The sequence below is a fragment of the Streptomyces sp. NRRL F-5727 genome, assembly GCF_000719555.1.
GTDB lineage: Bacteria > Actinomycetota > Actinomycetes > Streptomycetales > Streptomycetaceae > Streptomyces.
The window spans coordinates 60044-73659 of sequence record NZ_JOGX01000011.1 but is presented as its reverse complement, the minus strand read 5'-3'; the positions used below and the strand labels follow the sequence as shown (position 1 = coordinate 73659).

11 protein-coding genes and 1 pseudogene are annotated in these 13616 nt (G+C 72.6%); 6 read left to right on the top strand and 6 right to left on the bottom strand.

The annotated features are described in order from the left end of the window. Positions 1-107 precede the first annotated feature (107 nt). Together scy and mce are read right to left on the bottom strand one after the other, a co-directional pair. Entirely contained in the window at positions 108-4313 is a 4206-nt protein-coding gene (gene scy, locus IF73_RS0111200; protein ID WP_420706549.1) for a polarized growth protein Scy, read from the bottom strand. A 201-nt stretch (positions 4314-4514) separates the two neighbouring features. Further along, the gene (gene mce, locus IF73_RS0111195; RefSeq protein ID WP_031006202.1) at positions 4515-4967 is read right to left on the bottom strand and encodes a methylmalonyl-CoA epimerase; all 453 of its coding nucleotides are present in this window, start codon (positions 4965-4967) and stop codon (positions 4515-4517) included. Between the two features lie 137 nt (positions 4968-5104). On the opposite strand from mce, the gene IF73_RS0111190 reads away from it, so the two are divergent. After that, positions 5105-6307 (top strand): acetyl-CoA C-acetyltransferase, encoded by a 1203-nt coding sequence (locus tag IF73_RS0111190; protein ID WP_031006200.1) that lies wholly within the window; start codon positions 5105-5107, stop codon positions 6305-6307. 30 nt (positions 6308-6337) lie between these two features. Next, entirely contained in the window at positions 6338-7294 is a 957-nt protein-coding gene (gene meaB / locus IF73_RS0111185; RefSeq protein WP_031006199.1) for a methylmalonyl Co-A mutase-associated GTPase MeaB, read from the top strand. Between the two features lie 63 nt (positions 7295-7357). Here meaB and IF73_RS0111180 read toward each other — a convergent pair whose 3' ends face one another. From IF73_RS0111180 to IF73_RS0111165, 4 genes are all read right to left on the bottom strand, one after another. After that, a complete protein-coding gene (locus IF73_RS0111180; protein ID WP_031006198.1) occupies positions 7358-7834 on the bottom strand; it encodes a MarR family winged helix-turn-helix transcriptional regulator in 477 nt (158 codons plus the stop codon). A gap of 123 nt (positions 7835-7957) precedes the next feature. Beyond that, positions 7958-8743 (bottom strand): AIM24 family protein, encoded by a 786-nt coding sequence (locus IF73_RS0111175; RefSeq protein WP_031006197.1) that lies wholly within the window; start codon positions 8741-8743, stop codon positions 7958-7960. Further along, complete coding sequence (locus IF73_RS0111170; protein WP_031006196.1) at positions 8740-9390, bottom strand: AIM24 family protein; 651 nt, start codon at positions 9388-9390, stop codon at positions 8740-8742. Before IF73_RS0111170 ends, IF73_RS0111175 begins: the two co-directional genes overlap by 4 nt. Next, complete coding sequence (locus tag IF73_RS0111165; RefSeq protein WP_078868013.1) at positions 9390-10028, bottom strand: AIM24 family protein; 639 nt, start codon at positions 10026-10028, stop codon at positions 9390-9392. Before IF73_RS0111165 ends, IF73_RS0111170 begins: the two co-directional genes overlap by 1 nt. A 149-nt stretch (positions 10029-10177) precedes the next feature. Here IF73_RS0111165 and IF73_RS0111160 point away from each other — a divergent pair, with 149 nt between their 5' ends. The 4 genes and pseudogenes from IF73_RS0111160 to IF73_RS0111145 all read left to right on the top strand — a co-directional run bounded on the left by IF73_RS0111160 (position 10178) and on the right by IF73_RS0111145 (position 13615). After that, complete coding sequence (locus IF73_RS0111160) at positions 10178-10531, top strand: DUF3817 domain-containing protein (protein WP_031006193.1); 354 nt, start codon at positions 10178-10180, stop codon at positions 10529-10531. Then, positions 10528-10821: an MTH1187 family thiamine-binding protein gene (locus IF73_RS0111155; RefSeq protein ID WP_031006191.1), complete on the top strand. Its 294-nt coding sequence runs from the start codon at positions 10528-10530 to the stop codon at positions 10819-10821. The genes IF73_RS0111160 and IF73_RS0111155 overlap by 4 nt, the downstream gene beginning before the upstream one ends. Positions 10822-11031: 210 nt before the next feature. After that, a complete protein-coding gene (locus IF73_RS0111150; protein WP_031006189.1) occupies positions 11032-11685 on the top strand; it encodes a TetR/AcrR family transcriptional regulator in 654 nt (217 codons plus the stop codon). Between the two features lie 40 nt (positions 11686-11725). Beyond that, positions 11726-13615, top strand: a pseudogene (locus IF73_RS0111145) (glycosyltransferase family 2 protein). The last annotated feature ends 1 nt before the right edge of the window (position 13616 follow it).

Below are 13616 nucleotides of genomic sequence, written 5' to 3'. Positions count from 1 at the left end.
CTGTCGAATGAGACCGGTGAGGTGTTAGAGGGAATCCTAGGGGCCGAAGCGGCGTGTCATCGAGCGTATGCCCGTTTGATCTGGAGAATGTCCAGCCTTTTGAGTGGCTAGCCGTCCTGGGACTTGCCACTCGAACGAGTGGAACCCGAGGAAGCGCCCGCCTTGAGCCCGTCCTTCGCCCCCGCCGACGGCGTCTCGAAAGACTCCAACGCCTCCAGCACGTCCTGGACACGGGAGATCTCGGCATTGATGTCGGTACGACGACGGGTCAGGGTCTCCAGCTCGCGCCGGCCCTCCTCGACCAGCCGGTCCGCCTCGGCCTCCGCCTCCACCTTGAGCCGCTCGGCCTCCGCCTTGATCCGCTCGCCCTCCGCGATCAGCGAACTCTTCTTCTGCTCGGCCTCCTTGAGCAGCGCGTCCGCCTTCCGGACGGCCGCGATGCGGACCTTGCTCGCCTCCGAACTCGCCTCCGAGACCATCTCCTTGGCCTTCTCCTCGGCCTCGGCCCGCTGCTCCTCCGCGGCCTTCACCAGCTTGTCGACGCGCTCGCCGGCCGTCTTCATCTGCTCGGCCGACTCGCGCCGCGCCCGCTCGTGCAGCTCCTCGATCTCGCCCTCGATCCGGCCCCGCAGCTCCTCGGCCCGCTCCCTTATGTCGGTCGCGTCCTTCCGCGCCCCGACCAGGAGTTCGTCCGCGTCGGTCCGCGCCTTCTCCACCAGCGCGTTGCCCTCGACGGTCGCCTCGGCGACGATCCGGTCGGCCTCCTTGCGGGCGGCGCCGACCATCGTGTCCGCCTGCGCCTCCGCCTCGGCGGTGGCGCGCAGCGCCTCCTCCCGGGCCTTCGCGATCAGCTGGTCGGCCTGCTCGGCCGCGTCCGCGCGCTTCTTCGCGCCGGCCTCGCGGGCCTCGTCCAGGGTGCGGTCGGCCTCCTCGCGGGCCGCCGCGCGCATCTGCTCGGCCGCCGCCTCGGCGTCCTCCCTGACCCGCGCCGACTCCGTACGGATCCGCTCGGCGTCCTGACGGGCCGACTCCAGCGCCTCGGCGCCCTCGGTCCGCAGCCGCTCGGCCTCGCCGGCCGCGTCCGCGATCGTCCGCTCGGCCTCGGCCCGGGCGTCGGCGGTCACCGACTCGGCCAGCTCACCGGCCTCCTCGGTGATCCGGCCGGCCTCCGCCGTCGCCTCGCCGACCAGCGCGTCGGCCTGCTCGGCCGCGTCCTGGCGGCGCTTGTCGGCGGCCTGCCGGGCCTCGTCCAGGATCTGCTCGGCGTCGGCCAGGGCCGCGGTCCGCAGCGCCTGGGCGTGCGCCTCGCCGTCCGTCTTGACCTGCTCGGCCTCGGTCCGCAGCCGGGCCGTGTCCCGCTCCGTGGTCTCCCACAGCTCGGCCGCCTCGGCCGTGATCCGCTCCGCCTCGGCGGTGGCCTCGCCGATGAGGGTGTCCGCCTGTTCGGCGGCGTCCTGGCGGCGCTTGTCGGCGGCCTGGCGGGCCTCGTCGAGGATCCGCTCGGCCTCCGCCCCGATCCGCTCCGCCTCGGCCGTCGCCTCGCCGACCACGCCCTCGGCCTTCTCGGCCGCCTCCGAACGGATCCGGTTGGCGTCCTCCCGGGCGTCCGCCCGGGTGCGGGCCGCGTCCTGCTCGGCCGCCGCCAGCGCGTCCGTCGCCTCGGTCCGCAGCCGCTGCGCGTACTCGGCGGTGTCCGTACGGAGCTTCTCCGCCTCCGCGATCGCGTCCCCGACCGTCCGCTCGGCCAGCGCCTTCGCCGCGTCCGACTCCTCCTGGGCACGCGCGCGCGTGCGGGCCGCGTCCTCCGACGCCCGCTCCCGCTCCTCGTACGCGTCGGCGCGGACCCGGTCCGCCTCCTCCTGCGCCTCGGTCCGGGTCCGCTCCGCCGCGTGCTCCGCGGCCGAGCGCAGCCCGGCGATCTCCTCCTCGGCCTGCTCGCGCAGGCCGGCGACCGAGTCGCGGACCTCCTGCGCGGTCTGCTCGGCCGCGCCGACCATCTCGGTCGCCCGCGCGTCCGCCTCCTCGACCAGGCGCTGCGCCTCGGCCTGCGCCTCCTCCACCCGCTTGCGGGCGGCGGCCAGGAGCTCCTCGGACTGCGCGCGGGCGTGCTCCCGCTCCCGGCCGGCCTCGGAACGGGCCGACTCCAGCGTCTCCTCGGCCTCCCGGCGGCGCCGGACGGCCTCCTCCTGCGCGGCGGACAGCGCCTCGGCTGCCTCGGCGGCCACCCGCTCGGCGGCGGCCGCGGCCTCGGCCCGTACCCGGTCGGCGGTCTCCTGGGCCTCCGACCGCAGCCGCTCGGCCTCGGTCTCCGCCTCCGAGGTCAGCCGCTGCGCGGTCGCCTCGGCCTCCGCGCGGGACGCCGACGCGTCCGCCGTGGCCTCGGCCCGCAGCCGCTCGGCCTCCTGCTCGGCCTGCTCCCGCAGCACCCGGATCCGCTCGGCCCCCTCGGTCCGCAGCCGCTCGGTCTCCTCGGCGGCCTCGCGCCGGATCCGCTCGCCCTCCGCGCGGGCGTCGGTCAGCTCCCGCCCGGCCGCGGCCACCTTCGCCTCGGCGTCGGCGTGCAGCCGGGTCAGCTCCTCGGCCGCCTCGGCCCGCCGGGCCTCGGCGGCCCGCTCGGCGTCCGCGCGCAGCTCGGCGGCGGCCTTCTCGGCGGCCTCCCGCACCGACTCGGCCTGCTCCTCGGACTCGGCGCGCAGCCGCTCCGCCTCGGCGCGGGTCCGCTCCAGGGTCTCCTCGGCCTGGGTCCGGAGCGTCTGGGCGCGCTCCATCGCCTCCGACCTGACCTTCTCGCTCTCCGCGCCGGCGCTGGCGCGCAGCTCGTCGGCGTCGCCCCTCGCCTTGGCCAGCAACTCCTCGGCGGTCTTCGCCGCCTCCTCGATCTGCTGGACGGCCTCGCGGCGGGCCTCGCCGCGGATCCGCTCGCCCTCGGCGATGGCCTCGGCGCGCAGCTGCTCCGCCTCGCCGCGCAGCCGCCGGGCCTCCTCCTGGAGCTCGACGGTCTTGGCCCGGTACTCCTTGGTGTCGTCCTTCGCCGAGCCGAGCAGCTCGTCGGCCTGCTCCTCGGCACGGGAGCGCAGCCGGTCGGCCTCGGTCTCGGCCTCGCGGCGGATCCGCTCGGCCTCCTCGGACGCCTTGCGGGTGGTCTCGGCGGCGTCCTCGGACGCCTTGCTGAGGATCTCCTCGGCGCTGCGGGCGGCCTTGGCGAGCGCGGCGGCCGAGTCCTCGGCGGCGCTGGCGCGGGCCTTCTCGGTGGCCTCGGCGAGGACCTTCTCGGAGTGCGCGGTGGCCTCGCGGAGCTTCTCCTCGGCCTCGGCCTTGAGCTGCTCCGCCTTCTCGGTGGCCTCGCCGACCAGCCGGGCGATCTCGGACTTGGCGGTCCGGGTGCGCTGCTCGTTGACGGAGTCGGCGGAGGCGATCGTCTTCGCGGCGGCGTCCTTGGCCTCCGCGAGCGCCTTGTCGGCCTCGGCGCGGGCCTGCCGCAGCTTCTCCTCGGCCTCCTGCATCCGCTGCTCGGCGGCGCGGGTCAGCTCGGTGGCCTGGCGGCGGGCCTGGTCGGTCTCGGCGACGGCGGCGGTCCGCAGCTGCTCGGCGTGACCGGTGGCCTCCTGCGCCTGGGTGGAGGCGGTGGTCATCAGCCGCTCGGCGTCCTTGCGGGCGCGCAGCAGAATCGCTTCGGCCTCGGCGCGTGCGGCCTCCGCCTCGGCGCCGACGCGGCGGCCGGTCTCCTCGGTGAGGCGGGCGGCCTCGGCGCGGGCGGCGGCGAGCGACTGCTCGGCCTCGGCGCGGGCCTCGTCCATCAGCCGGCGGGCCTGGGACTCGGTGCGGGCGCGCAGCTGTTCGGCCCAGGCCACGTTCTCGTTGACGTGCGCCTCGACGGTCTGGCGGCGCTCGTTCAGCTCCTGGTCGAGCTGCTGGCGGCGCTGGACGGCCTCGTTGTGCAGCTCGGCCTGGAGCCGGGCCTGGTGCTCGGCGTGCTCCTGGAGGATCCGCTGGGTCTGCGCCCGGGCCTCGCGCAGCTCGCGCTCGGCGTCCTGGCGGAGCTGTTCGGCCTGCGCCTGGGCGTTCCGCAGCAGCTGTTCGGCCTGGTAGCCGATGTCCGCGCTGTCGTAGGCGGGCCGGGACGCGATGGTGCGCCGCGCCTCGTGGAGCTTGGCACGCAAGACCTCGACCTGGTAGCCGAGGTCCTCGGCGTGCTGGACGGCCTTCTCTCGCTCCTTCTTCAGCCGGTCCATCTCGGCTTCGAACCGCGAGAGATGGTCGTCTTCAGCTCGGTGGCTCTCCTGGCGTTCGTAGCCCCGCACTGCGCGGTCCATCCTTCCCCGAGCTCTGCGAGCAGGGGAGTCCCCAACCCGGTCGCAACTTTCCGACGAGCACCGTTCAGCTGGACAGAACGGCCCCCCGGGGAATCGTGACAGATCGGACGACCCCGACATCCCGACTACGGCGCCGCGCGAAGCGGCCCCGACCGGCCCCGGCCCGGAGTCGCCCACTCTACCGGGCCGGGAATACGGAGGTCAGTGCTCCGCTGAGGAGTGGTCAGCGGAAGCCGGTGCCGAGGTGACGAGTTCGGTCAGGACGCCGTGGCAGTCCTTGGGGTGGAGGAAGGTGATCCGGGAGCCCATGGAGCCGGTCCGCGGCTCGTCGTAGAGGACCCGGACGCCCTTGCCGCGGATCGCCTCGGCGTCCCCGTCGACATCGGCCGTGCCGAAGGCGATGTGGTGCACCCCCTCGCCGTTCTTGGCCAGCCACTTGCCCACCGCGGAGTCCTCGCGGGTGGGCTCCAGGAGCTGGAGGTAGGAGGCGCCGCCGTCGTCCGTGGCGTTGATCCTCAGCATGGCCTCGCGGACGCCCTGCTCCTCGTTGACCTCGGAGTGGTAGACCTCGAAGCCGTACGTGGCACGGTAGAACTCGACGGTCTTGTCCAGGTCGAAGCAGGCGATTCCGATGTGGTCGATACGCGTCAGCATGGCTCCAGTGCACCCCCGGCGGGATGGTTACGCAACGTGCGCGCCGTCACACCGGCTGGCCGGTGACCCGGCGCCGCACCGCTCAGTACATTGGCGGTAAACCCTCGTTCACTCCTCATCCCTAGGGGCCGTGCCTCATGTCTGGAACGACCGGTACCACCTCAGTGATCGTCGCGGGCGCCCGCACGCCCATGGGGCGCCTGCTCGGCTCGCTCAAGTCCTTCTCGGGCGCCGACCTCGGCGGCTTCGCCATCAAGGCCGCGCTCGACCGGGCCGGCATCGGCGGCGACCAGGTGGAGTACGTGATCATGGGCCAGGTGCTGCAGGCGGGGGCCGGGCAGATCCCCGCCCGCCAGGCCGCCGTCAAGGCCGGCATCCCGATGAACGTCCCCGCCCTCACCGTCAACAAGGTGTGTCTGTCGGGTCTGGACGCCATCGCGCTGGCCGACCAGCTGATCCGCGCCGGCGAGTTCGACGTGATCGTCGCCGGCGGCCAGGAGTCGATGACCAACGCCCCGCACCTGCTGCCGAAGTCCCGCGAGGGCTACAAGTACGGCGCGATCGAGATGCTCGACGCGATGGCGTACGACGGTCTGACCGACGCCTTCGAGAACATCGCGATGGGCGAGTCCACCGAGAAGCACAACACCCGCCTCGGCATCGACCGCGCCGCGCAGGACGAGATCGCCGCCCTGTCCCACCAGCGCGCCGCCGCCGCCCAGAAGAACGGCGTCTTCGAGGCCGAGATCACCCCGGTCGAGATCCCGCAGCGCAAGGGCGACCCGGTGATCTTCTCGAAGGACGAGGGCGTCCGCGCCGAGACCACCGTCGAGTCCCTCGGCAAGCTCCGCCCGGCCTTCGCCAAGGACGGCACCATCACCGCCGGCACCTCCTCGCAGATCTCCGACGGCGCCGCCGCCGTGGTCGTGATGAGCAAGGCCAAGGCGGAGGAGCTGGGCCTGGAGTGGATCGCCGAGATCGGCGCCCACGGCAACGTGGCCGGCCCGGACAACTCGCTCCAGTCGCAGCCGTCCAACGCCATCCGGCACGCCCTGAAGAAGGACGGCCTGACCGTCGACGACCTCGACCTGATCGAGATCAACGAGGCGTTCGCCGCGGTCGCCGTGCAGTCCATGAAGGACCTCGGCGTGTCCCCGGAAAAGGTGAACGTCAACGGCGGCGCCATCGCGCTCGGCCACCCGATCGGCATGTCCGGCGCCCGCGTGGTGCTCCACCTCGCGCTGGAGCTGAAGCGGCGCGGCGGCGGCATCGGCGCGGCCGCGCTGTGCGGCGGCGGCGGTCAGGGCGACGCCCTGATCATCCGCGTGGCCGGCAAGTAAGACAGCACCACGTCACAGGGAGAAACACGCATGGTGGACGTCCCCGCTCTGGTCGCCCAGGCACGGGAGGGCCGGCCGCGGGCCGTGGCCCGGCTGATCTCGCTCGTGGAGGGGGCGTCCCCGCAGCTGCGCGAGGTGATGGCGGCGCTGGCCCCGCTCACCGGCAACGCCTACGTGGTGGGCCTGACCGGCTCGCCCGGCGTCGGCAAGTCGACGTCGACCTCGGCGCTGGTGACCGCGTACCGCAAGGCCGGGAAGCGGGTCGGCGTGCTCGCCGTCGACCCGTCCTCGCCGTTCAGCGGCGGCGCGCTGCTCGGTGACCGGGTGCGGATGTCGGAGCACGCCTCCGACCCCGGCGTCTACATCCGCTCGATGGCCACCCGCGGGCACCTGGGCGGTCTCGCCTGGTCCGCCCCGCAGGCGATCCGGGTGCTCGACGCGGCCGGCTGCGACGTGATCCTGGTGGAGACCGTCGGCGTGGGCCAGTCCGAGGTGGAGATCGCCGGGCAGGCGGACACCTCGGTGGTGCTCCTCGCCCCGGGCATGGGCGACGGCATCCAGGCCGCCAAGGCGGGCATCCTGGAGATCGGCGACGTGTACGTGGTCAACAAGGCGGACCGGGACGGTGCCGACGCCACCGCCCGCGAGCTCAACCACATGCTCGGTCTCGGCGAGGCCCGCGGCCCCGGCGACTGGCGGCCGCCGATCGTGAAGACGGTCGCGGCGCGCGGCGAGGGCGTCGACGAGCTGGTGGAGGCCCTGGAGAAGCACCGGGCCTGGATGGAGGAGCACGGGGTCCTGGCGGAGCGCCGGAAGGCGCGCGCGGCCCGCGAGGTGGAGACCATCACCATCACGGCGCTGCGCGAGCGGATCGGCGACCTGCACGGCGACCGGCGGCTCGACGCGCTGGCCGAGCGGATCGCGACCGGCGCGCTCGACCCGTACGCGGCCTCCGACGAGCTCCTGGCCAGCCTGACCGGCAACTGACCGGCCGACACGGAGAAGGGCCTCCCCGCGGACGGGGAGGCCCTTCTCCGCATCTCTGTCAGGTCACGGCTTGCCGCGCTTGCCGCGGAGCCGCTCGGCGACCGGCTTCAGCGACTCGTGGAGGTCGCCGAGCGCCTCCGGGGTGAGCCGGTCGATGAAGTGGTCGCGGACCGACTCCACGTGGTGCGGGGCGACCTTGCGCATGGTCTCCATGCCGTGGTCGGTGAGGACGGCGTACAGGCCGCGCCGGTCGGACTCGCAGTTCACCCGTTCGACCAGGCCGGCGTTCTCCATCCGGGTGATCTGGTGGGAGAGGCGGCTCTTGGACTGGAGGGTGGCGGTGGCGAGGTCGCTCATGCGGAGCCTGCGCTCGGCGGACTCCGAGAGGTTGACGAGGATCTCGTAGTCGTTCATGGTCAGACCGAAGGGCTGGAGGTCCCGCTCCAGCTGGTGCGTCAGCATTCTCTGGACGTCGAGGAAGGTGCGCCACGCGCACTGCTCGGCGTCGGTGAGCCAGGGAGTGGCCGTCTCGGTGTCCATAGAGTGGATTCTACCTAAGAAGTTGAATACTTGACGAAATCTGCGGGGTGACGCTCGGCACCCGCCGGGCCGGCCGCACGCCCCGCGCGGCCGTTCGACGCGTCACGCTCCGCAGAGTACCGCTCACAACCCGAAGCGCCGCTGCAGGTCACCGAGCTGGCCGGGAAGGCGCGGTACCGCACCCTGCGCCGCCTGGCCGGAACCGTGCGCCCCGTGCCCGCCCGGCACCCCGGCCTGGGCCGGCGGCCCGCCGATCTCCCGCTCCGCCATCAACAGCTCCGTCGACTGCAGCAGCACCGTGCCCGCGCCGACGAACTCGAACTGGTGCTCCTCGCCCGAGGAGCCGCCGATGCCGGTCAGGGCCCGTACACCGCCCATCACGCCCGTCAGGTAGGCGTGGTCGTAATGGTGACAGGGGGAGGGACAGTCCGCCCAGCCGACCAGCGCCTGCGGGTCCACCCGCAGCGGCGGCTCCATGAAGACCACCGGCCCGTTCGACGCGGCCACGAACTTGCCCGTGCCGATCAGCGTCACGAAGCCCGGCACGATCGACTGCTTCAGCGCCAGCGTCGGCTGGTAGGCCAGCAGGTTCCCCGACCGGATCGTCAGGTTGCCCTCGTCCAGGTCGTACGAGTTCACGTCGAAGGCCCGGTCCGCCAGCAGCATCTTCCCGGTGCCCTCGGCCACCACCCAGTCGCTCGCGTGCAGCGGCGAGTGGAACGCGGTCCGCACCAGCCGGTCGAGCCGCCCGTGCCCGATCCCGTTGAACTCGATCCGCCCGTAGTAGGCGATCATCTTCCCCTTCTGCAGGAACCAGGGGGAGCCCTTCAGCTCCACGCAGAAGGTGTACGCGTTGACGTTGTCGTCCGACGGCAGGGTGTGCGGATCGTGGATGACAGGGGTGCTCACAGCTTCTCCTCCGACGCCTGGACGTACACCGCACCGCTGCCGCTGAGCTCAAGCTGGAACGCCTCGCCGGAGCCGCGGCCCACCATGTCCCGCCAGCCCAGCGCGGTCGAGAGCTTGTTGCGGACGTCGCCGTGGTGCGCCACGTACGCCTGCGGGTCGACGTGGACCGGACGGCCCGGCGTGATCGGCAGCTCGATCACCCCGCCGTGCGCCATGACCGCCACCGAGCCGTGGCCCCTGAGCGTCGTCGTGAAGAGGCCCTGGCCGGTCACCTGGCCACGGACCAGGCCCATCACGCCGCCCTGCGAACCCATGAACATGGTGCCCTGCTCCAGGGTGCCGTCGAAGGCGAGCAGCCGGTCGGCCTCCACGTAGAGGGTGTCGCCGGTCAGCGCGATCACCTGGATGTGGTGGCCGCCGTGCCCGAACATCACCGTGCCGCTGCCCTCCACCGTCATCAGCGGCGTCGCCTCGCCGGCCACCCGGCGGCCGATCATCGACATCAGGCCGCCCTGGCCGCCCGCCATGTTCGGCGTGAACGTGACGTCGCCGCGGTACGCGAGCATCGCGCCGCGCTGGCTGAAGAGGCGCTGACCGGGGATCACGGTCGCCTCGACCATCTTCGAGTTGACCTCACGGAACGGCACTAGACGTCCCCTCCGATCGTGTTGCGCTCGCTCGGCTGCACATAGACCAGCCCGTCGCCCTCGAAGCGGATCTGGAACGCCTCGCCGCCGCCCTCGCCGATCAGGGTGCGGAAGGTCACACCCGACTGGAAGTGCTGCTGGAGGTTGCCCTGGTGGGCGACGTACGCCCCCGGGTCGACCGACAGCGGGTACTGCGGAGTCACCCGGAGCACCGTCGCCGGACCGTCGGACATGATCGCCGCCTGCCCGGTGCCCTCCACCGTGGTGGTGAAGAGGCCGTTGCCGGTCGCGCCGCCGCGCAGCCCGGTGAAGGTGGTGCCGGTGCGCAGCCCCGCGTCGGTGCAGAGCAGGTTGCTCGCCTCCACCCACAGCTTGTCGCCGTGCAGCTGGACGAGGTTGATCTCGGAGGCCCGGTCGGCGAACCAGCAGGTCCCCTGGCCCCTGACCTCCATCACCTCCATCTGTTCGCCGGTCAGCCGACGGGTGACCATGCCGCGCAGGCCCTCCCCGCCGCCGCTCATCTTCTTGAACGCCATCTGCCCGTCGTAGGCGACCATCGAGCCGTTCTTCGCCTTGACGGCGTCGCCGGTCATCGTCACGGCGAGCACCTTGCTGCCTTGGAGTCGGAACGTAGCCACCGGTCGAAGGTAGCGGGGACCCGGATAAAGAGACAGCAAAGTCGGCGTGCACAATGGACCCGCCCACCCTTGTGCATCCGTTCACAAGATCGGTTCGGCAGCCCGCCGCCGGCCCGCATCACCGGCTCGAATACGAAGGTGACCCCTCCGTGGACCTCAAGACCGCTTCCTCGCTCCACCGCCTCCGGCTCGTCTCCGCGCCCGAGGCCGTCTCGTTCCTGCTCCTGCTGGTCTGCTCGGTGCTGAAGCGGACCACGGACTTCAACGCGGTGCCGGTGATGGGCGCCGTCCACGGCGTGCTCTTCGTCCTCTACGTGCTCTTCTGGCTGGACGCCTGGAACCGCACCAAGTGGAGCTTCGGCACCGCGGCCGTCTACTTCGTCCTCTCCGTCCTGCCCTTCGGCGGCTTCTTCGCCGACCGCAGGCTGAAGGCCGAGGCCGAGGCGGCCGTCGCCGCCTCCCGCGCCGGCGCCGAGGCCGCCCAGGGGGCGGTGAAGGCGTGATCGTCGCGTTCTCGGTCACCCCGCTCGGCGTGGGCGAGGAGGTCGGCGAGTACGTCGCCGACGCCGTCCGGGTGGTCCGCGAGTCCGGCCTGCCGAACCGCACCGACGCCATGTTCACCAGCGTCGAGGGCGAGTGGGACGAGGTCATGGACGTCGTGAGGCGGGCCGTCGCCGCCGTCGAGGCCCGCGCCCCGCGCGTCTCCCTCGTCCTCAAGGCCGACATCCGGCCCGGCGTCACCGACGGCCTCACCGCCAAGGTCGAGACGGTGGAACGCCACCTCGCCGGCTGACCCTCCGCACCCGCAGCCCCTGGCCCTCCGGCCAGGGGCTTCGTCGTGTCCCGGGGGACTTTGAGCGGACGCTCAACATCGGCTAACGTCCTCCTTGAGCGATCGCTCAAGACGGGGCGGCTCCCGTTTCCGGCCGTCGCCGGCGCCGGTGTCTCCGCGGGGGAGCGCCACCGGGCCGGCGACGCGCCGCGTACGCCAGGAGGGGGCGGGATGGCGCAGGACGCCAAGGGGCGGGAGACCCGCGAGAAGCTGCTCGACGGGGCGCTGCGGTCGCTCGTCGAGCACGGGATCACCGGCACCTCGGCCCGGTCCGTCGCCGCCGCGGCGGGGGTCAACCAGGCGCTGGTCTTCTACCACTTCGGCTCCGTCGACGAACTGCTCGCCGCCGCCTGCCGGCACGGGGCCGAGCAGCGGGTGGCCCGCCACCGCGACCGGCTCCGGGCCGTCACCAGCCTCACCGAGCTGCTCGCCTTCGGTCGCGCGATGCACGAGGAGGAGCGGGACGCCGGGCACGTCGCCGTCCTCGCCCAGCTGCTCGCCGGCGCCCAGAGCCACCCCCGGCTCGCGCCCGCCACCGCCGCCGGGCTCGACCTGTGGGTCGAGGAGATCGAGACCGTGCTGCGGCGGGTGCTCGCCGGCACCCCGCTGGACGGCTTCGCCGACCCCGCCGGACTGGCCCGGGCGGTCGCCGCCTCCTTCGTCGGGCTCGAACTCTACGAGGGCGTCGACCCGGAGGGTGCCGACGCCGCCCTCACCGCGCTGGAGCAGCTGGGTGCGCTGATCGCCGCGGTGGAGGAGCTGAACCCGGTGGCGCGGAAGGCGGTCGCGTACACGCTGCGTCGATCGGGTGGACGCGGGCGCTAGAGCACCCTCACTCGGAGTACTCCAGTCGACACGCCGGATGATGTCCCTTTTCGTGGGGATATCGACCCGATCGACGACAGCTGGAGGCACCGTGCGGCCGGGAGGCTACGACTACGACACCTACAGCCGACTCGCCGGTCCCCTCACGGAACCGGACACGGCGGAGTACCAGGTGCAGTACACGAGTCTGCTCTCGAAGGAACCGCACCGAATACGAGCCGTCCTCCTCATGGCCCTCGCGCCGCTGCTCTCCGCGGTGCTCCTGGCCTACCTGGTCTGGCCCACCCACTGGACCGTCCGCGAGGGCGACGACACCTGGCGGGTGCCCTACGACACGGTGATGCTCGTGTCGATCGGCCTCATCTGCCTCTTCATGCTGGTGAACGTCGTCTCGATCGCCCACGCCACCATGGTCGCCCGCGACCCCGTCCCCGTGTACCCCGCGAAGGGCACCCGGGTCGCCTTCCTCACCACCTACGTGCCCGGCAAGGAACCCCTCGCCATGGTGCGCGGCACCCTGGAGGCCGCCGTCCGCATGCGGCACGACGGCACCCTGCACGTCTGGCTCCTCGACGAGGGCGACTCCGACGAGGCCAAGGCCCTCTGCGCCGAACTCGGCGTCCGCCACTTCACCCGCGCCGGGGTGCCCGAGTGGAACCGGAAGAAGGGCGTCCACAAGGCGAAGACCAAGCACGGCAACTACAACGCCTGGCTCGCCATGCACGGCGACGCCTACGACTACTTCGCCTCGGTCGACACCGACCACGTCCCGCTCCCCAACTTCCTGGAGCGGATGCTCGGCTACTTCCGCGACCCCGACACCGCCTTCGTCGTCGGACCGCAGGTCTACGGCAACTACACGGGCGCCGTCACCAAGGCCGCCGAGTCCCAGCAGTTCCTCTTCCACGCGCTCATCCAGCGCGCCGGCAACCGCTACCGCGCCCCGATGTTCGTCGGCACGAACAACGTCGTCCGGATCGCCGCCCTCAAGCAGATCGGCGGCCTGTACGACTCCATCACCGAGGACATGGCCACCGGCTTCGAGCTGCACCGCCGCAGGAACCCGGTCACCGGCCGCCGCTGGCGCTCCGTCTACACCCCCGACGTCCTCGCCGTCGGCGAGGGACCCGAGTCATGGACGGACTTCTTCACCCAGCAGCTCCGCTGGTCCCGGGGGACGTACGAGACGATCATCAAGCAGTACTGGAAGGCGCCGTTCAGCATGCCGCCCGGCCGCCTCCTCAACTACACGCTGATGCTCGTCTACTACCCCATGACGGCCGTCAACTGGCTGCTCGGCATCCTCAGCTGCGTCCTCTACCTGTGGCTCGGCGCCTCCGGCACCCAGGTCTCCTCCCAGGTCTGGCTCATGATCTACAGCGACGCCGTCGCCCTCCAGATCGGCCTCTACCTCTGGAACCGCCGCCACAACGTCTCCCCGCACGAACCCGAGGGCTCCGGCGGCCTCGCCGGCATGGTGATGTCCGCGCTCTCCGCGCCCATCTACCTCAAGTCCCTCGGCTCCGCGCTGCTGCGCACCCGCGGCCGCTTCGTCGTCACCCCCAAGGGCGGCGCCGCCAGCCCCGACCGGGTCCTCACCTTCCGCATCCACCTCTACTGGGCGGTCGTCCTCGTCGCCTCCCTGGTGGCCTCGGTCCGCTTCGACCACACCCACGCGGCCATGCGCACCTGGGCGGTCCTCGCCCTCGTCATCGCGCTCGCCCCGGTCACCGTCTGGGCCTGGACCCTGCTGCGCGACCGGCGCGCCCGCACCGTCCGCGAGCGGGCCCGCATCCGGACCCGCGACCGCCGCCTCGCCCTCGCCCGGAAGGGGGTCGAGCTGCGCACCGTACCGCCGCTGCCGCAGTTCCCGCCCCTGCCGCCGCACCCGCCCGCGACCACCGCGCCCACGACGACCGGAGGGAACTGAT